The 19,876-nt window shown below is 65.0% G+C and carries 13 protein-coding genes and 1 pseudogene; 3 read left to right on the top strand and 11 right to left on the bottom strand.

The window, feature by feature from the left end; translation table 11 throughout:
* Nucleotides 1–28 precede the first annotated feature (28 nt).
* The 3 genes and pseudogenes from FEZ63_RS18050 to FEZ63_RS25755 all read left to right on the top strand — a co-directional run.
* The gene (locus FEZ63_RS18050) at nucleotides 29–2,791 is read left to right on the top strand and encodes a glycoside hydrolase family 2 TIM barrel-domain containing protein (RefSeq protein ID WP_150947066.1); all 2,763 of its coding nucleotides are present in this window, start codon (nucleotides 29–31) and stop codon (nucleotides 2,789–2,791) included.
* A gap of 35 nt (nucleotides 2,792–2,826) precedes the next feature.
* Complete coding sequence (locus tag FEZ63_RS18045; protein ID WP_162419777.1) at nucleotides 2,827–5,253, top strand: DUF2264 domain-containing protein; 2,427 nt, start codon at nucleotides 2,827–2,829, stop codon at nucleotides 5,251–5,253.
* 55 nt (nucleotides 5,254–5,308) lie between these two features.
* Nucleotides 5,309–5,632 (top strand): annotated as a pseudogene (locus FEZ63_RS25755) (lactonase family protein); the annotation flags it as partial.
* Between the two features lie 68 nt (nucleotides 5,633–5,700).
* Here FEZ63_RS25755 and FEZ63_RS18035 read toward each other — a convergent pair.
* From FEZ63_RS18035 to FEZ63_RS17985, 11 genes are all read right to left on the bottom strand, one after another.
* Complete coding sequence (locus tag FEZ63_RS18035) at nucleotides 5,701–6,171, bottom strand: hypothetical protein (protein ID WP_150947062.1); 471 nt, start codon at nucleotides 6,169–6,171, stop codon at nucleotides 5,701–5,703.
* Nucleotides 6,172–6,259: 88 nt separating this feature from the next.
* Nucleotides 6,260–7,141, bottom strand: coding sequence for a cytochrome c oxidase assembly protein (locus FEZ63_RS18030; protein WP_162419776.1), 882 nt, complete (start codon nucleotides 7,139–7,141; stop codon nucleotides 6,260–6,262).
* A gap of 41 nt (nucleotides 7,142–7,182) precedes the next feature.
* Nucleotides 7,183–7,563 (bottom strand): hypothetical protein, encoded by a 381-nt coding sequence (locus tag FEZ63_RS18025; protein ID WP_150947058.1) that lies wholly within the window; start codon nucleotides 7,561–7,563, stop codon nucleotides 7,183–7,185.
* Entirely contained in the window at nucleotides 7,550–10,111 is a 2,562-nt protein-coding gene (gene ctaD / locus FEZ63_RS18020) for a cytochrome c oxidase subunit I (RefSeq protein WP_150947056.1), read from the bottom strand. The genes FEZ63_RS18025 and ctaD overlap by 14 nt, the downstream gene beginning before the upstream one ends.
* Nucleotides 10,108–11,088, bottom strand: a complete 981-nt coding sequence (gene coxB, locus FEZ63_RS18015) for a cytochrome c oxidase subunit II (RefSeq protein ID WP_150947054.1) — start codon at nucleotides 11,086–11,088, stop codon at nucleotides 10,108–10,110. The genes ctaD and coxB overlap by 4 nt, the downstream gene beginning before the upstream one ends.
* Nucleotides 11,078–11,704 (bottom strand): c-type cytochrome, encoded by a 627-nt coding sequence (locus tag FEZ63_RS25215; protein ID WP_150947052.1) that lies wholly within the window; start codon nucleotides 11,702–11,704, stop codon nucleotides 11,078–11,080. The genes coxB and FEZ63_RS25215 overlap by 11 nt, the downstream gene beginning before the upstream one ends.
* 120 nt (nucleotides 11,705–11,824) lie before the next feature.
* The gene (locus FEZ63_RS18005) at nucleotides 11,825–14,965 is read right to left on the bottom strand and encodes an efflux RND transporter permease subunit (protein WP_150947050.1); all 3,141 of its coding nucleotides are present in this window, start codon (nucleotides 14,963–14,965) and stop codon (nucleotides 11,825–11,827) included.
* Between the two features lie 24 nt (nucleotides 14,966–14,989).
* Entirely contained in the window at nucleotides 14,990–16,177 is a 1,188-nt protein-coding gene (locus FEZ63_RS18000; protein WP_150947048.1) for an efflux RND transporter periplasmic adaptor subunit, read from the bottom strand.
* A 1-nt stretch (nucleotide 16,178) separates the two neighbouring features.
* Entirely contained in the window at nucleotides 16,179–16,622 is a 444-nt protein-coding gene (locus FEZ63_RS17995) for a hypothetical protein (protein WP_150947046.1), read from the bottom strand.
* A gap of 63 nt (nucleotides 16,623–16,685) precedes the next feature.
* Nucleotides 16,686–18,635 carry an ATP-dependent zinc metalloprotease FtsH gene (gene ftsH, locus FEZ63_RS17990; protein ID WP_150947043.1) on the bottom strand — a complete coding sequence of 650 codons (1,950 nt, stop codon included), beginning with the start codon at nucleotides 18,633–18,635 and terminating at the stop codon, nucleotides 16,686–16,688.
* 134 nt (nucleotides 18,636–18,769) lie between these two features.
* Complete coding sequence (locus FEZ63_RS17985) at nucleotides 18,770–19,300, bottom strand: HdeD family acid-resistance protein (protein ID WP_162419775.1); 531 nt, start codon at nucleotides 19,298–19,300, stop codon at nucleotides 18,770–18,772.
* Nucleotides 19,301–19,876: the final 576 nt, after the last annotated feature.

The raw sequence follows: 19,876 nt of genomic DNA, 5'->3' as shown, positions 1-19,876 counted from the left end.
GTTCCATTACGTCGGCTGGAGAAATCCCATGAAGCGCATTTGGATCCAGGCGTTGGTGCTTGCGGCTATCAGCTCGGCGGCGATAGCTCAGGATACCCAAACATCAAATCCCAACGTAAGCGTGAGCGCGACCGAGCTGCGAATAACAACCGGTCTTCAGCAAGGCTGGAAGTTCATCCAGGACGATCAGCTTTCCGACGATGCGGCAAAGGATTCGACAGCCGCCAATTGGGAAGCCGTGAACCTGCCCCACACATGGAATGCTGACGCCGCGAGCATGAGCGCGAGTCAATCCTACAAGCGCGGCCTCGGGTGGTACCGGCTCGAATTCGACACCCCGGCGGCGGGCGCACGCCATTGGCTTGAATTCGGCGCGGCAAGCCTCGTCGCCGATGTCTGGTTGAACGGGTACAAGCTCGGTCGACATCAGGGCGGGTTCACGCTGTTTCGGTTCGACGTCACGAACGTCCTGGCGCCCGTTGGCCGAAACGTTCTGCTCGTCAAGGTCGACAACGGCAAACCGACCTCGGACGACGATGTCACGGCCATTCCGCCGCTGGCGGGCGATTACATCATGTACGGCGGTCTGTACCGCCACGTTTCCCTCGTTTCCACCCTCGACCCGGTTCACTTCGATCTCGCCGATCTGGGTGGGCCCGGCGTCTATGCCACTACGAATTCCGTTTCCGGCAGTAGCGCAACCATCAATGTACGGGCCAAGCTGAAGAGCGCCTCCAAGGAGGACGGCGATTACATCGTCCGCGCCTCCATGCTCGAGGCGGACGGGCGCGTTGCCGACAGCACGCAGCAAACCGTATCGCTGAGGGCAGGCTCCGATCCCGCCGTGACCCAGGATCTGCGGCTGAGGCAACCCCGCTTGTGGCAAGGCGTCGAGGATCCTTACCAATACAAGCTCGTCGCCGACCTGTTGAGGGCGGACGGTCAAGTCATTGATCGGGTCGTCCAGGATTTCGGCATCCGCGAGATTCACATCGACCCCAACCACGGGTTCTTCCTGAATGGCAAGCACGTGCCCCTGCGCGGTGTCGCCTTGCACCAGGAGACCTACGGCAAGGGCTGGGCGCAGTCTCCCCGCGACATCGACGCGTCGCTGGCGCTGGTGAAGGAGATCGGCGCCAATACGGTTCGGCTCGGCCACTACCCGTTCGATCGCCACACGCTTGAAAGCCTCAACAGGATGGGATTGGTCGCCTGGTCCGAACTCCCCGTCGGCATTGGCGTCACCACGGAAGTCAACATCTCGTCTGCGTCATCCGGCCGATCGGTGTGCCCGCGTCGCGACGCTTCCGCCGCTTTCCGTGCCAGTGCCAGGCAACAACTGCGCGAGATGATCCGCCAGCAGTACAACCATGCTGCCGTGGCCGTGTGGTCTCTGGGCAACGAGACGACCTACATGCACAGGGAATGCACCGAACCCTGGCACGACAACCTCACCGCGGTGTTCGAGGAACTCCATGCGCTGGCCAAGCAAGAGGATCCGCGCCGGCTCACGGCTTATGCCGACTTCACCTCGAAGGACACGCCTCCGGTCAACGGTTCCTACATCGATCTTGGCGGGATTACCGACGTGTGGTCCCTCAACAAGTACCAGCTTTGGTACGGGGGGCCCGTTCCGCGCCTTGCGACCATTCTCGACGCCTTGCGGAAACGGTTTCCGGGTCAGCCCATCGGCATCAGCGAGTACGGCGCCGGGGCGGCGGTCACCCATCACACCGACAACATCCGCGGGGGTCCGGTCGAGACCAACAATCCCGGAATGGTGCCCGTCGTCTACCAGCCGGAGGAATATGCCGGCTACGTGCACGAGCAGAACTACGCGCTGATCCTGAGCCGGAACTACCTCTGGGCGACCCACGTCTGGAACATGTTCGATTTCGGCAGCGATCTACGCAATGAAGGCGATGCCAAAGGTGTCAATACCAAGGGTCTGGTGAGCTTCGACCGCAAGGTTAGGAAGGACCCGTTCTTCTTCTACAAGGCCAACTGGAGCGGCGAGCCTGTCACCTACATCACGAGTCGGCGCCATACGAACCGCGCCTATCCGGTCACCGACGTCAAGGTCTACAGCAATGCCGATTCGGTCGAGCTGTCGGTCAATGACATGGCGGCCGGCACATTGCGGCAGGAACAATGCCTGCTGAAGGCGTGCGTGTTCCGGAGCGTCACGCTTCGCCCGGGCGTCAACAAGGTCGCGGCCGTCGGCCACCGCGGGGGCGCAACGGTGAGAGATACGGTCGAATGGTCGCTCGACGCGACCGGCGTCAACATCGCCGCGGGGCAGATAGCAGCCGGGTTCAGGTCGGCGTCGGGCGAACTCTTCGGCTCGGACAACTTCTTCATCGGCGGTGAGGGGGGCTGGCTCGTCCCGAAGAACGGCGACGTGCCGGAGGATACCACCCCGGTGCGCGGAAGCGACAATCCGGCCCTGTTCAAGAATTACCGCTCCGGCGCCTTCAGCTATTACATTCCGCTGGAAGACGGACCCTACACGGTCACCCTCGGCTTCCTTGAGCCTGATCGCACGACCGAAGTCAGACAGCGTCTCTTCGACGTGGTGGCCAACGGCGTGACCCAGATCGACAATCTCGATGTCCTGCAAGCTGCGGGAGCCTATCGCACCGTCGTCAGCAGAACCTTCACGACGATAGTTTCCGACGGGCATCTCAAGCTCGATTTCGTTCCGGAGCGGGGGGACGCAATCGTTTCGAACCTCGTGGTCAAGCCTTCGGAAGCTGCGACGGGTTCCGTAGAGACGGCCCCCCACCAATGACCTTCTAATAGCGCCGTTGCCAGGAGATGATGAAGATGAGAGCGAAGGGATACGCGATGCTTCTGGCAATTGCGTTGGCGCTGCCTGTTCTCGGCTCGCTCAGCGCTGCGGCCGCTGCTCCAAGCGGAGGCGCCCTTGATGCAGGACAGGTCAGGGCCACCATCAAGCGGGTGGGCGACTGGCAACTGGCTCACCCGGTCGAATACGGGACGCTCCACTGGGCCGTCGCCCCTTTCCTGGACGGCCTGATCGACGTCAGTCTTGTGACGGGCGATGCGAAATATCTCGCCGCCGTCGTTCGCGCAGGCACGCGGGAAGGTTGGCGGCCTGGACCCAACACCTACCATGCCGACGATCTCTCAGCGGGGCACCCATGGCTGCGCATCTACCTGATGGATCCAAGGCGAATCGAGCGGCTCGAGCCCTTCAAGAGGCGGGTCGACGAAATCCTGGCGAATCCTATCACCGAGAATTTCCTGTTTAGCCAGGATCCGCAGACTCCCGGCGTCAGCAGCACCGACCGCTGGACCTGGATCGATGCCCTCTACATGGCGCCACCGGCCATTGCGCTTCTTGCGCAAGCCACCGGGGAGGAGCGTTACCTGAGGTTCGTCGATCGCGAGTTCAAGCCCGTGCTCGATACTCTCTACGATCCGCAGGAGAAGCTGTTCTACCGCGATGATCGTTTCATCGAGCAGCGTACGGCAAACGGCAAGAAGATCTTCTGGAGCCGGGGCAACGGCTGGGTTTTCGCCGGCCTGCCGCTGCTGCTCGAACCGATGCCGGCCGACTATCGGACACGCGAGGCCTACGTCACCCTCTTCAAGGACATGGCCCCAGCCGTGCTTGCAGCCCAACAGCCTGACGGACTCTGGTATCCCAACCTCGCGGATCCGAAGCAGATTCCGTTCGGCGAGACCAGCGGGAGCGCCCTGTTCGTGTACGGATTGGCCGCGGGGGTCCGCCACGGCCTTCTTGACCGGGCCACGTACTGGCCGGCCGTGGAGCGGGGATGGCATGGGCTGCTGACGCAGATCCGGCGCGATGGCGCGGTCGGCGGGGTGCAGCCGATCGGTGCGGAGCCGGAAGGCTTCGGGCCCGACACCCGCGTCGCCTACGGCACGGGCGCCGTCCTGATGGCCGGATCGGAGATTTTGCGGGCACTCGGGGACGCTGCGAAGATCGAACCGATGAAGGTGCTCGAGCAAGCCGAGTTGCTCGTCGGAATCCCCGACCTGACAAGACGAGGTTTGCGGTTCAACGCGCCGCTGTTCGACCGGGCCTACAGCGTTGACGTGCTCACGAAAATTGCCGAACCGGTGCTCGATGCCATGAGCAAAGGGGAATTGAAGAAACGCCTGCCGATCCACGACTGGGAGGAGCACCGCTCAGCCTGGACCCATTATGAAGCCTTCGCCCGCACGCTGGCCGGAATTGCGCCGTGGCTCGCGTTAGGTCCCGACGACACTCCGGAAGGCCTGCGACGGGCCCGCTTTATCGATCTTGCACGGAAATCGCTGATCAATGCCACCGATCCGACCTCTCCCGATTTCCTGAATTTCGGCACCGTGCCGGACCAGCCTCTGGTGGAATCGGCCTATCTCGCGTCGGCCCTTCTCGCCGCGCCTCACCAGCTCTGGGATTTTCTCGACGCCGGCCAGAAGGACAACGTCCTCAACGCATTGCGCAGCTCGCGCGGCATCGCGCTGAAACACGACAACAACTGGTACCTCTTCCCCGCCATGGTCGAAGCCGCGCTTTGGCAGTTCGACGGGGGTGCCAATCTCGCGCCCATCGAGACCGCGGTCGCGAAGTTCGTGGATGACTGGTATCTGGGCGATGGAGTCTACGGCGATGGTCCCAATTTCCATTGGGACTACTACAACAGCTACGTCATCCATCCCATGCTGTTGCAGATGCTGCGCGTCGCACAGTCCAAGAACCATGACCTTGCCCGGGTTCTGCCGCTGACCGAGGATCGCGGCCGCCGCTACGCGCAGGTGCTCGAGCGGCTGATCTCGCCCGAAGCCACCTTCCCGGTGATGGGGCGCTCCTCGGCCTACCGCTTCGCAGCCTTCTACCACTTGGGCTATACGGTACTGTCGAAGCAACTTCCGGATGATCTTGATCCGGGTGCCGTGCGCGCGGCGATGACGAACGTGATCCTGCGCATGGTCGAGGCACCGGGTACCTTCGACAAGGCCGGTTGGCTCAATCTAGGTGCGGTTGGTTCACAGCCCGGCCTGCGTGATTCCTACAACGCCACCGGTTCGCTTTACGTGTGCCTGACCGGTCTGGTGCATCTCGGATTGCCGGCTGACGATCCGTTCTGGATCGCCCCGCCCGCCCCTTGGACGCAAAGGCGCATCTGGGCCGGCGAAGACGTCCCGCGCGACCGCGCGCTGCCCAGCCCGGCGAGTACGGCAAGCACGGGCGGCGCTGGCGACAACGACGACAACTAGGCTGGGGCAACCAACCCGTGCCGGGTCAGTCAGGTCTTGGACGGCGCGCCGGGAGTCAGGCAAGCCTTGGGCGGCCGACATTCACGTCACGCCGGACGGAAGGTTCCTCTACGCGTCCGAGCGGACCACGAGCACGCTGGCAGCCTTTCGCGTCGACCCAGAGAACGGCACGCTAACACCGATCGACTCTTATTCAACGGCGCAGCAGCCGCGCGCCTTCGGCATCGATCCGTCCGGCCGATACCTCCTGGCGGTCGGCCAGCTCTCCAACAGCATGAGAAGCTATTCGATCGACCTGTCGAGCGGAAGTCTCACCATGCTCAAGGAATATCCCATAGGCAGGAACACGAACTGGGTCGAGTTCGTTCGCCTGCCCTGATCAGGGATCGGTGGGATCAATCTGCGTCTCTTGTCGAAGAGATCTCGGCCCTGGAAGACCGCTGACGGTCATGTTTCATGGCGGACCGCCCTCGCCTTCTGCCACCACTGCGCCCATAGCCCCGGCATGACCTTGTCGTTCCGGCGGAAAATGGCCGCGACGATGTCCGCGACAGCGTCCTCCGCGTCGGACAGGACCGCGCGCCTGACCTCCAGCTCCTCGATCGGGTCCTCGAAGTTCTCCCACACGAGCACGGTCCGCCATCTCAGCCTGCCGGCGAGGTATTCCCTGAAAAAAACTTCCGGATCCTTCCCGCCGAAATGTCCCGCCGGATAGGCGGCGGCTAAGTCCGTCCACATCCCGACGAGAAGGTCGATCATTCGTCCGATGGCTTCGTCGTGCTGATCCGCACAGAGGTTGTGGGGCTGCTTGCGCTCCTGCGTGTAGGCCGCGGCAAGCCGCGTCGGCAGGTCCCGCGCAAACTCGATGAGCTTGTGCCAGTCGGGGCCCTGCGATGGCTCGGATGGAGAGTTTGGCATGGATTGCTCCTGTTTGCGGCGATGTTCAGCGGCAGGCGCCGTGTATACCTACAACGCTCCCAGCCCCTCTCCAGGGCCGTTTTTGACGTCACCTCAGGTCACGCAGCCCGGGAGGGCCGTCGAGTGGCCCAATCGGCCGGAACGTGTCGACGGGTAAGACAAGCCGACTGGCGAGCCAAAGGCAGGCACCAAAATAAACCGCGCCCATAGGCACCCACATGAGAAGCCCGGCGAGTTGCTGGTCGTCGAGGGCTGACAGTCCCCACAGATCCGTGCGGCCGAGATAGGCTTGGTAGAGCGGACGGGGTCCCATCGTGATGAGGGCGCCGAGCAGCCCGCCATGCATCAGCGTCGCGAAGGCTGCCGCAAGGGCGGCTCCGGCGCGGGCGCTCGAGCGGGCATCGAGAATGGCCCGCCAGAGCAGGAGCGCGGTGCCGAAGAACGAAGCATGCTCAAGCGTATGAAGCCACTCCCGCTCCACGGCCGCATCGAACAGCGCGGGCGCGTGCCAGATCCACAGCGTCAGCCCCTGCAACGTCGCCGCCGGGAACGGACGCGACAGCCACCGTCCCGCCTTAGCGAGGGGCCGCCACGTCGTGGCCGCAAGTCCTCTCCGGCTCCAGCCGGCCGGAAGCGCCCAGGCGAAGGCAACGCCCGGCTTGCCAAGAAGAAGGAGCGCTGGCGCGGCGGTGACCAGCAGGCCATGCTGCATCATATGCGCCGACAGAAGCGTTCCGCCGAGCCGATCGAGCGGCGAGATGAGCGCGATGACGACAACCACGAAACCCAGCCCGAACGCGGCCCTGTGCCGGCGCCCGATGCCACGCCACCGACCCGCCCGCGCCCAGAGGCGGCGTACGCCGCGCCCGTAGCCCCAGCTTGCAACGAGCAGCAGACCCAGCACCAGCGGGTCGAAGGTCCAGGCACGCCAGACGACATCGGGCGGCACGGGATCGGGTCCGTGCGCCAAGACGGGCCCCGCCCCGGCCGATAGGCCGATAAGGAGCAGGCTTAAGCGCATACCGGCACCAGCAGGATGGGAAAAAGCTGCCACACGATGCCGACGGTGGCGATCCCGTCGTTGCCGATGGTGACCACCATCCGGAAGCGCTGCTCCGGGAGATCGCGGTGTTGCCGATAGCGCCAGACGGCATGCAACAGGACGATGGCGGCGGCCGCGACGGTCAGCGCCAACAGCACGGTCAGGAAGGTCGTCCGGACTCCCTCGCCTGCCGCGCCGAGCCCCAGCACGCAGGCGACGGCCGTCATGATGTAAACGACCAGGAAGTGAGCCGCCCAGACGAAGAACCCGAAGGCCGGATCCAGCAGCCGATGGAGCGTCCCCATCTCGGAGCGCGGCTCGATCTCGTTATCAAGCTCAAGAGACGACATGAGGGAACCCCGCGATCATCAGGAGGACGAGCGCTGTCACCGGCGCGGTGAAACGCCACCACAGCAGGCAGATCCGCAGCGTCAGACAGCGCCAGGAGTCGATCATGCCGAGACCAAGTCGCAGGAGACACCACAGCGCCATACCGGCGCCGATGGCGAGGTGCAGGGCCATGGTCCCAAGCAGTGTCCACACCGCCGCGCCATAGCTGTGCCGCGTCGCTTCGATGCCGAGCCCATGAAGCCAGGACCAGCCGATCACGATGGCGCCGCCGGCGAGCACCACGGACACGATGAAGCAGAAGCTCGTAGCGAGCCTCCGGTCGCGCTGGTTCAACCGATCGGCGACCTCGAAGAGGACCCAGGCGACGGCGACCGCGGCCGAGATCAGAGCGGGCTCGAGGAAGCCCGGGAGCTGCAATCCCGCGGGCGGCCAAATAGCGGGCCGTGCCGTCCAGAGGAAGAGATAGGCAAAGGCAAACGAGGCGACGACCGCCGCGTCCGAGATCAGGAGCACGACCATCCCCCACCAACCGACGCTCTGGCTGTCGTTGCTGTAGAGCGGCAGGGCCACGCCCCGGCCGGCATCCGCCAGTTGGCGAGGCAGGGCCCGATCCGTCGACCAGAGCCAGTAGAGATAGGCCACGGCGGCCACGGCGCCTGCGATCATGGCAATGGTCGTGAGCCCGAGTGTTCCCGCCGCAAGACCAGCCGCCGTTGCGGTGGCGGCCAGGAAGGCGGTCCAGCCTGGCCCCGGCAGGCGGATGATCTGCTCCGGCTCGCCGGTGATCGGTCCGGTGACCAGCGCCTCCCGTTCCCGCGTCGGTGCGTCGGGAAGGAAGCCGCGGCCCGCGACCTCATCCTCCTTCAGCCCCGGCTGCTCCCAGACGGGATAGCGGGAGCGGATCGGCATGATGCTGCGGAAGCCATGTCCGACCTGGTTCGAGAGCCATTCGAGCGACGGCGCCTGCCATGGGTTGTAGCCGGCCTTCCGTCCCACCCGACGATGCCGGATGATGTCGACGACAAAGATCAGCACGCCCGCGGCAAAGACGAAGGAGAACGCCGACGAGATCACGTTCAGCCAGTTCCACCCCAGCTCGCCGGAATAGGTGTAGATGCGCCGCGGCATGCCGCGCAGGCCCGTGATATGCATCGGGAGGAACGCGGCGTTGAACCCGACGAACATTAGCCAGAACGCCCACCGCCCAAGCCGCTCGGACAGCATCCTGCCGGTGATCAGCGGTGTCCAATAGTAGAACGCGGCGAAGAGCGGAAACACCATGCCGCCGATGAGGACGTAGTGGAAATGCGCCACCACGAAATAGGTGTCGTGCACCTGCCAGTCGTAGGGCACGGACGCCACCATCACACCGGTCAGACCGCCGATGGTGAAGATGAACAGGAAGCCGAGGATGAACAGCAGCGGTACGCGCAGCACCGGCTTGCCATCCCACAGCGTCGCGATCCAGGCGAAGACCTGAATGCCCATCGGGATCGCGATGGCGGAACTCGCCGCCGAGAAGAAGGCCAGCGACAGGAGCGGCAGGCCGGTCGTGAACATGTGGTGCACCCACAGCCCGAAGCTCAGGAAGCCGACCGAGATCGCCGCCAGGGCCAGCCAATTGTAGCCAACCAGCTTCGCGCGGGCAAAGCTCGGCAGCATCATCGAGACCATGCCGGCTGCCGGCAGGAAGATGATGTAGACCTCCGGGTGGCCGAACAGCCAGAACAGGTGCTGCCACAGCAGTGGGTCCCCGCCTTTGGTGGCGTCATAGAACGGCATGCCGAAGGCCCGCTCCAGTTCGAGCAGGATGTCGGCCGCGATCACCGCGGGCATGCCGATCATGATCATCCCGGCGGTGACCAGCATGTACCAGGCGAAGATCGGCATCCGGCCGAGGGTCATGCCCGGCGCGCGGGTCTTGAGAATGCCCACGATGAGCTCGACCGCCGCTGCCACGGCGGAGATCTCGACGAAGCCGAGGCCGAGCACCCAGACATCCGTGTTGATCCCGGGCGAGAACTTCGGACCGGTGAGCGGCGGATACATGAACCAGCCGCCGTCCGGCGCGATCCCAAAGAACAGGCTCGAGAAGACGAGCGTTCCGCCAATCGCGTAGGCCCAGTAGCCGAGGGCCGAGAGCCGCGGGAACGGCATGTCGCGCGTGCCGAGCAGGCTCGGCAGCAGAAGGACCGCGAAGGCCTCGACGATGGGCACCGCGAACAGGAACATCATCACGGTGCCGTGCATCGTAAAGAACTGGTTGTAGGTGTCGGCGTCCAGGAAGGCGAGACCGGGATAGGCGAGCTGGATCCGCATGAGCAGCGCGAGCACGCCGGCACCGAGGAAGAACAGGAAGCCGGTTGCGATATAGAGAACGCCGATATGGGTGTTGTTGACTTCGGTGACGAAGGCGAACCTTCGCGGCAGCGCCCAAGCCACCGCTAGGCGTTCCAGACCATCCGGGCCGGACGATTGCGGATGGAGCACCCGCGCGCTGCCCAAGGGAAGCGTTTCCTTCCCATAGGCGTCGCGCGTGAGCGTCATTGGAGCGACTCCAGGTAGGCGGCGAGCGCCCGCAGTTGTGGGCCCTCCAACTGGTCGTAGGACGGCATGGCGTTGCCCGGCTTGAGGTGCTGGGCGCTGGCGGTCCAGCCGGCGATGTTGCCAACACCGCCCGGCAGGGTACCGGCCCCGAGTGTGCGGCGGGAGCCGACCTGGGTCAGGTCCGGCCCGAGCCGAGCCTCGGACACGCCACGCACGGCATGGCAGACGCCGCAGCCGAGGCGGACGAACAGGTCCCGGCCCTGACGCAGCTCGGGCGTCGCGGGTTCCCGGGCGGGTTGCGCCGCCCCGGCCAGCCAAGTGTCGAACTCCGCCCTCGGCAAGGCAATCACGTCGAACGCCATGAGCGTGTGTTGGAGCCCGCAATACTCGGCGCACTGGCCGCGGTAGATGCCCGGCCGGTCGGCCTGGATCACCATGCGGTTGACGCGGCCCGGGATCATGTCGGTTTTGCCGGCAAGGCTCGGCACCCAGAGGCTGTGGATGACATCATTGGCATGGAGGAACAGTTCGATCGGCTCGCCCACCGGAATGTGGAGCTCGTTTGCCGAAGCGGCTCCTCTGGATCCATCCGGCCGACGATAGGCCACGTCCCACCAGTAGACATAGCCGGTGACATCGACCGAGACCTGGTTCGACGTCGTGGCCGCGCGGGTCTCGTGACCGACGGTCATGACGTAAGGAACCAGCGCTGTCAGCGTCAGCAGCGGCAGCGCGACGCCACCACCCCAGAGAAACAGGCGTCGGTTCACCGGCCGCTCACGTGGGCGCAGGATCGGCACGAGCATGAGCACCGTCACCAGCAGCGTGACGAGGGCCGCCCCGACATACATGATGATCCCGAGCCGGTGAAGCGACGCTGCGGAGGGGCCGGCGGGATCAAGCGCCGATTGCGGCCCGCCGCAGCCTCCGAGCGAGAGCGCGATCAAGGGGAGAAGCCATCGCGGGTCACGGCCCATTCGGTGCCTCCAGCGTGTAGAGATAGGCCGCGATGTCCCGCGCCTGCTCGAGGCTGAGCCCGACGTTCGGCATCCCGGTCTGAGGCGCAAGCGCCGGCGGGTTTCGGAGGAAGGCCGCGAGGACGTCCGGCCTGTTTGGCAATTGCCCGGCGATCAGGCTTCGCCCGGCCATGCCGATGAGCGGCGGGCCGACATTGCCTTTCGGGAAGCGGATGTCGGGAATGGCGTGGCAGGCCGCGCAACCATAGGCACCACTGGCAACGAGTGCGAACCCGCGTTCCGCATCGCCATCGACCTGCGTACTTATTGGGGCCCTTGCGAGAAATTCGCCCAGGGCTTGGAGTGCTCGATCATCGATTTCGGAGGAGCGGAACGAGGGCATGGCCAAGTGGCCGTGGCGGACAAAAGCTCCGTAGGCCTGTGGCGGGAAGGCTCGTCCCTTGATCACACGGCCTACGCCGGACTCGTGGCATCGGCCACAGACCTTTACATAGACCTCCTCACCGCTTTTCCAGCGGCCATCGGATTGGGCGATCACCGGTCCGGGGATGGTAGAGAGCAGGGAGAACGCCGCTACACACAATGCCTGCCCGTGCAAACGGCCACGCTGTCGCATCGGAGCGTCTCCACCTGCGAACCGACGTTAGACGCACAACCGTTTTCTGACGATTCAGGTTCCAGGCTGCCCTGTCACACTGGGGCTGCCACGCCCGGGAGTCCCGGCCAAAAATACCTGCTACTCTCCGGCGGGTGTGCGGGCAGGAGCCGGAGCGACCCTTTCCGGCTGTTTTCTTGCGCGCGTCACCAACCGGAAGAACAGCGGCACGAACAGGACGGCCACGAAGGTCGCCGCCAGCATGCCGCCGATCACGCCGGTGCCGATCGAATGGCGGCTGGCCGAGCTGGCGCCGGTCGCGACGGCCAGCGGCACGACCCCCAGAATGAAGGCCAGCGACGTCATGACGATGGGGCGGAAACGCAACCGTGCCGCCTCCAGGGCGGCATCGACGACGGGTATTCCCGCCCGGTGGCGCTCGGCCGCCACCTCGACGATCAGGATCGCGTTCTTGGCCGCAAGCCCGATAAGGGTGACGATCCCGACCTGGAAGTAGATGTCGTTCTCGATCCCGCGTAGCCAGATGGCCAGAATGGCGCCGAACACGGCGAACGGCACGGCCGCGATCACCGCCAGCGGGAGCGACCAGCGCTCGTACTGCGCGGCCAGGATAAGGAAGACGATGACGAGGCCGAACACGAAGCCCTGGGCGCCGGTTCCGGCCGATTGCAGCTCCTGATAGGCCGAGCCCGTCCATCCGATGGAGTAGTCCGAGGACAAAGTCTGCGCCACCACCTGTTCCATGGCCGCAATGGCCTGCCCCGACGAGAAGCCGGGAGCCGGGTTGCCCTGGATTTTGGCGGCCGGGAAGACGTTGAACCGATCGACCACATCCGCTCCGACGGTGCGGGTGGCGGATACGAGGACACTGAGGGGAACCATCGCGTTGTTGGCGGAGCGCACGGACACGTGTTGCAGGTCGTCGGGCGACCGCCGGAACTCGGGTTCGGACGACAGGCTCACCCGATAGGTGCGTCCGAACAGGGTGAAATCGTTGACGTAGAGGCTGCCGAACGTGCTCTGCATGGCGTCGAAGATGCTCGAGATCGGCACGCCGAGCGCCTTCGCCTTCTCGTGGTCGACCTCGAGGCTGTACTGCGGCGTGCCCGTGTTGAAGGTGGTGGAAACGCCTGCCAGTTCAGACCGCCGGCCAGCCGCCTGGATCACCTTCTGGGCTGCCTGGGCAAGGTTCTCCAGGCTGCCGCCGGAGCGGTCCTGGAGGTAGAACTCGAAGCCGCCCGTGGTGCTCAGGCCGATGATCGGTGGCGGGTTGAAGCCGATCACGATCCCGTCGCGGAAGTCGGCGTTGAGCGCCGCGAAGGCCGGGGCCAGGTTACGCGCGTCAAGCCGCGGATCCGTGCGCTCCGACCAGTCCGTGAGGGAGACGAACGACACCCCAGCATTGGTCTTCTGCGCGCCGGAGAGGAGGTCGAAGCCTGCTATCGTGACCACGGTCTCGACCGCCGGGTTCCGCATCGCGCCATCCGTGACCTGCGCCGTGATTTCGGTTGTCCGGTCCAGGGAAGCGGCCGGCGGCAGCATCGTCACCAGGAAGACCGAGCCTTGATCCTCGGCCGGCACGAGCGCGCCGGGCACCCGCTGGAACAGCCACCAGGTGACGCCGAGCATCAGCGCAACCACGGCCAGCGCGACCACCGCATGACGCAGGAAGAAGGCGGTGCCGCCGATAAAGCGTTGCGTGAGCCAATCGAAGCCCCGGTTGAACAGGCGGAACGGCAGCCAGGGTTCGGCATGTCCCTGCTTGAGCAGAAGCGCGCAAAGGGCCGGCGTGAGGGTGAGCGCGACGATGCCGGAGACCACCACCGAAACGGCAATCGTGGTGGCAAACTGCCGGTACAGTTCGCCGGCTAGGCCCCCGAGGAACGACACCGGGATGAACACCGCGCATAGTACCAGCACGATGGCAACCAAAGGCCCGCTCACCTCGTGCATGGCCTGGATCGCCGCCTCACGGGGAGGCTTGCCCTCCGTCGTCATGATGCGTTCGACGTTCTCCAGGACGATGATGGCGTCGTCCACGACGATACCGATGGCAAGGATCAGGCCGAAGAGCGTGAGCAGGTTGATCGAGAAGCCGAGCAGGTACATGCCCGCGAAGGCGCCAATGATCGAAACCGGCACGGCCAGGACGGGAATGAAGGTCGCCCGCCAGTTTTGCAGGAACACGAAGACGACCACCACCACGAGGGCGATGGCTTCGATGAAGGTCGTGATCACCGCCTCGATCGACGCCTCGATGAAGCGCGTGGTGGTGAACGGCACATCGTAGCGGATCCCGTCCGGAAAGCGCTGTGCGAGCCGCTCCATGGTGGCGTTGACGGCCGTCGAGACGTCCAGCGCATTGGCGTCGGGCTGAAGATAGATGCCGATGGGCACCGTCGGCGCGCCGTTGAGGGTGGCAATGGTCGAGTAGTTCAGGGAGCCGAGCTCGACGCGGGCGACATCCTTGAGGCGCAAGGATGCGCCGTTTTCATCCGAACGCAGGATGATCTCCTCGAACTCGCGGGGATCGGCGAGGCGACCCTTGGTGGTCGCCGAGTAGGTGAAGGCCTGCTCGCCCGGCATCGGCTCCTCCGCGAACCGCCCGGCCGCGAACTGGGCGTTCTGCTCGCGGATGGCGGCGGCGATGTCGCTCGGGGTCAGCCCGATCTCCCCCACCTTGTCGGGCTTGAGCCAGATGCGCATCGAGTAGTCCGAGGCGCCGAAGAGGGCGGCGTCGCCGACCCCAGGGACGCGCCGCAGCTCGTCGATGACGTTCACCAGCGCGTAGTTGGAGATGTAGATCGTGTCGTAGCGTCGATCCGGCGACGACATGGCCACGATTTGCAGGATCGAGGAGGACCGCTTGGCGACCGTGACGCCCTGCCGCCGCACCTCTTCGGGCAGGACGGCCGTCGCGCGCTGGACCCGGTTGTTGACGTTGATGTTGGCCTGGTCGGCATCGGTGCCGGTCTGAAAGAAGACGGACAGGTTTAGGGTCCCGGCGGCGGTCGAGGTCGACTGCATGTAGATCATGTCCTCGACCCCGTTGATCTGCTGCTCCAAGGGGGCCGCGACGGTCTCGGCAATAGTCTGGGCACTCGCGCCCGGATAGGTGGCCGAGACCACGACCTGCGGCGGCACGATCTCCGGATACTGCGCGACCGGCAGGGCCCGCATGGCGAGCAGTCCTGCGAGGAGGATTACGATGGAAAGAACCATCGCGAAGATCGGCCGATCGATGAAGAACCTCGAGAACATCGCTGGGTCCCTCTCCTGCGGCGGTCAGCCGGGTGGTTTTGATCCCTGTACGGGCTTGGGTCCGGCGGAGAGAAGCGTCGGCCTCACCGGCTGTCCCGGGCGGACGCGGATCACGCCGTCGGCAACCACCTGCTCGCCGCCATTCAATCCATCCCGCACCACCCATCCCGCCGCCACCTCGGGGCCAAGGCGGATCGGCCGGACCTGGGCGACATTGTTCTCACCGAGGGCGTAGACCCAGGGTCCTTGGGGTCCTTGGCTCACCGCCTCGCGCGGGATTACGATGGCGTTCGGAAGCGTGATGCCGAGGATCCGCACCCGGACGAACTGGCCCGGCAAGAGGACACCGTCCGGGTTCGGGAAGATGGCCCGCGCCTGAACCGTCCCGGTCTGCGGATCGACTCGCTGGGCGGCGGTGTCGATCTTGCCGCGCTGCGGATAAACCGCTTCCTGCGCATAGAGCAGCTCGACCGTCAGATCGTTCTCGGTAATCGGCCTTTCCCGCCGCTGGTTGCGTGCCCGGAAGGCTTGGACCTGCTCGTCGGTGAAGGAGAAATTCACATAGGCCGGATCGAGCTGGCTGATGATGGTGAGGAGCGTCTGCTGCGTCAGGATGAGGGTCCCGATCGGGGGTGAGAGCAGCGCCGTGACGCCGGTGGCGGGCGCCGTCACCGTCGTGTATCCGAGATTGAGCCGGGCCCCCTCCACCTCCGCTTCGGCAAGGCTAACGCTGGCGCGGGTTTGATCGCGCCGGGAACGGTCCTCATCGAGCTGCACGTCGGTCGAGACGCCGCGGCGGAAGAGCTCCTCGGTGCGGTTGAATGCCTGCTCGGCCTGCCGGAGTGTCGCCTGCGCCTGCTGCAACCGCGCTTGCGCCCTGTCCAGGTCGACTTGGTAAGGGGCCGGATCGATCCGGAACAGAACCTGGTTCTGCGTCACCCGCGCCCCTTCCTCGTATTCCCGCTTGAGCAGAAGGCCTCCGACCTGCGGGCGCACCTCGACATCCCGGAAGCCGGCGATGCGGCCGGCGAATTCCTCGGGATACGGCACTTCCGCGGGCTGGACCACGACGATCCCGACCTCGGGCGGAGGCTGGGCGGGACCTGCGGTTTGAGAAGCACCCCGCTCTCCGGGTAAACGGGACACGAAGAAGTACGCGCCCGCGGCGAGACCCAAGCCGACCACGGCGATGAGGAGGATGCGCCTGACCACGTTAGCCTCCGTCATGAACGACGATACCGTCCATAGCCTGCATTCGCTCGGTGAACGCGAGGGTTCCGTCCTCGGTGATTTCCGTCACGAGCACCGCCTGGCCGGCGGTCAACTGGCGCGAGACCTGGTCAACGAAAGCCGTGGCGGCCTTAACGTGGATGAGGTCAGCTCCGCCTCCGACGAGCGCTCCCCCGGCGGCCCCGATCGCCGCGCCGACTGGGCCGCCGGCCGCGCCAGCGAACCCGCCGATCAACGCGGCCACCACGGTGGCGAGGGCACCGCCGGCCGTCTTCTCCTTGACCACCCACCGGCCTGACGGCTCCTTGACCACGACGGCCATGCCCGACGGCGCGATGCCGCCATCGGCATGCATGGCGCTCAAAGCCCGCGCTCCCTCGGAGGCCTGTGCCGGATCGGAAAAGATCACCGCCATGAACTGACCCATCAATTCCTCCTGCCGGATTCGATCAATCGGAAATCACGTCCACCGCAGTCGCCGGGCGAGTGACTACGGTGGTTCGTTACGCGCGGGTCCCGTCGCGCTCCTGCCGTGCGGAGCGGGAGCCTGAACGGTCCTGCGGCCCTGCTCAAGTTGGACAAGGGTCCGGTCCGCCGGTTCGGGTCCGCCGGTCGAAACCAGTTGCAGCAGTTCCGCCTCGTCCAGCGTCTCCTTCTCCAGCAGCCGCCGGGCCGTCTTCTCGAGCAAGTCGCGACGATCGGTCAGCAACTCGATCGCTCGGTCCATTGCCCTTTGCACGATGTCACGGACCTCATCGTCGATGGCCGTCGCGGTTTCGTCCGAGTATGACCGCTCCCGTGCGCCGTTGCCGAGCGGGTTCGGGGTCAGGAACGAGCGTTCATCCTTTTCCAGCGCGACGTTCCCGAGTTTCTCCGACATGCCGTAGCGGGTCACCATGGAACGGGCGATGTCGGTCACCTGCGCGAGATCGTTCGCGGCTCCGGTGGAGAGATGGCTAAAAACGATCTGCTCCGCGGCGCGCCCGCCGAGCAGCACGGCCATCTTGTTCTCCAACTCCTCGCGGGTCATCAGGAAGCGGTCCTCGGTCGGGCGCTGGATCGTGTAGCCCAGGGAGCCGATGCCGCGAGGAATGATCGAGACCTTGTGCACCGGATCGATCCCGGGCAGCGCCAGCGCGACGAGCGCGTGCCCCATTTCGTGGTAGGCCACGACCTCGCGCTCCTTCGGATTCAGAAGCCGGTTGCGCTTCTCCAGGCCGGCCACGATGCGCTCGATGGCGTTGTTGAAGTCCGCCATCGTGACCGCGTCGGCCCCGCGACGGGTAGCGAGCAGCGCCGCCTCGTTGACGAGGTTAGCCAGATCCGCGCCGGTGAAGCCGGGCGTGAGCGCCGCAACCTTCTCCGCGTCTGCATCGGGGGCCAGCTTGATCTTGTGGGCATGCACCTTCAGGATCTCGATCCGGCCCTTCTTGTCGGGCCGGTCCACGAGCACCTGCCGATCGAAGCGTCCGGCGCGCAGCAGGGCCGGATCGAGGATCTCGGGTCGGTTCGTGGCCGCGAGCAGGGCCAGACCCGAGCGGGAGTCGAAGCCGTCGAGCTCGACGAGGAGCTGGTTGAGGGTTTGCTCCTTCTCATCATGGCCTCCGGCCAAGCCGCCTATGCCGCGGGCGCGGCCCAGGGCATCGAGCTCATCGATGAAGATGATGGCCGGCGCTTTCTCGCTGGCCTGCTTGAACAGGTCGCGCACCCGTGCGGCACCGACGCCGACGAACATCTCGACGAACTCGGAGCCGGAGATGGAGTAGAACGGCACCTTGGCCTCACCCGCCACGGCCTTGGCGAGCAGCGTCTTGCCTGTGCCGGGTGGCCCGACGAGCAGGATGCCCTTGGGCATGCGCCCGCCGAGGCGGCCGTACTGCTCCGGATTCTTCAGGAAGTCGACGACCTCGCGCAACTCGTCTTTCGCCTCATCGACACCGGCCACGTCGTCGAAGTGGACGCCGGTATCGGATTCGACATAGACCTTGGCTTTGCTCTTGCCGATTTGCATCAAGCCCCCGCCGAGACCACCCTGCGCCGCCATCCGTCGCATAACGAAGGCCCAGATCCCAAAGAAGACCAGGATTGGCAGGACCCAGGACAGGACGTCCCGGAGGAAGGTGCTTTCGATCCGCCCCGTATATGTGACGCCGTATTGTTGGAGTTCCTTGGCAAAATCCGGTTCGACGCGGGTGGTGGAGAACAACGTCTGCCCACTCGCCAGCGGCTCCTTCAGCTTTCCTTGGATGAAGTTGTCGGAGATCCCGATCTCGGCGACCTTGCCGCCCTGGAGGAGTCCCTGGAACTCGCTGTAGGGGATGGTGGCGATCTGCACCGCAGTTCCGAAGAGGTACTGGATGACCAGGATGCCGAAGATCGCCGCGATCCAGTACCAGGTGTTGAACTGCGTATTCTTGGTAAAATGGGGTTTCTTGGTCATGGGAACCTCCTGCCGGTGCCCGCGAACATGTGGCCAGTGTCGTGAAACGTTCAGCGATGACCAGGGGTTCGTTGGCCCATTCCGTTCCGCGGTCGGCCTGGATCTTCGGCATTGGGGGCCGCCGGATCGCTATCTCACCGACCCGGCTTGAGCGAGAACCCGAACGCCACTGCCGAGAAACCTTGGGCGACGAGATCCGCCGCGAGCAGCGTGGCGAGCAGCCCAACATGATCCACGGGCCAACCCAGGGCGACCACGACGCCCACCGCGATCGTGAAGCCGCCGGACAGGGCTAACCACCGCCACCCCGCCTGAGGCCGAAGCCGAACGCCGGTCCACATACGCAGGATCGCGGAGACACAAAGTGCGAATACGACCGCAAGGGCGGCCGTCATGCTGGCGAGAGAGGGATTGTAAATCACGACAAGTCCAGCGATGCCGTACAAGCCACCGCTGAGGAGCCAAGCGTAGAAACCGCTCCAGCCGACCACCAGTATGGCGTGCAGGAGCTGGGCCACCGCGCCCAAGGTCATCATGGCACCGATGAACCGGACCGACGGCGCGGCACCGACGAACAGGCTGGCGATGGCCATGGCACCCAGCGCGAGAAGGGCGGAGCCGACGACGGACAAGGCCCATTTGTAATAAACTCGATCTCGTCCCATCGCCGGATCCAGGTCGGGACGACCGGAGTTCATCATCCGTTTCCTATGCTTAAACGGTAACAAAAACGACATTCCACATTTGATTGTTAACGCGAATGCAGCGGATTCAAGGACGACGATTACGTCTCATCGCCCTGACCAGGGAAGTGTACGAGGTTCCTTGGTGTCGGAACGCCAAAGGTAGAAATGCGCCGCACAGGGACAGCTCAGACGGATGTCCACCTCGTCCGGGTCCGGGGTCGATAGGAAAGCTTGACCTTAATGCCGATAGGGCCGAGCTTCTTTGCCCATGGACGAAACCGACTGACCGGACAACCCGGAGCGGGAGACGTTTATGATCCGATCGACTTTAGGTCGCTCACCTGCGACGCTCGTTATTCCGATCTGGGCGTTCCTTGCCGGTTCATCCATGGCATTGAGCGCCGTTGCGGTGGCGCAACCCGCTCTCCCGCCGGAAGGGCTTGTCGATAAAACCGCGGCGGGAGCAACAAGACGGACGTTTTTCCATTGGCGGCAAAGGCTGTTGGGGCTGGAAATTACGTCGAAGCGGCCCGCTTGTTGGCGCTAGCCGAAACT

Source organism: Microvirga brassicacearum (assembly GCF_008757455.1).
Lineage (GTDB): Bacteria > Pseudomonadota > Alphaproteobacteria > Rhizobiales > Beijerinckiaceae > Microvirga > Microvirga brassicacearum.
Note: the sequence above shows the minus strand (reverse complement) of the source record. Positions and strands in the feature narration are given on the sequence as shown.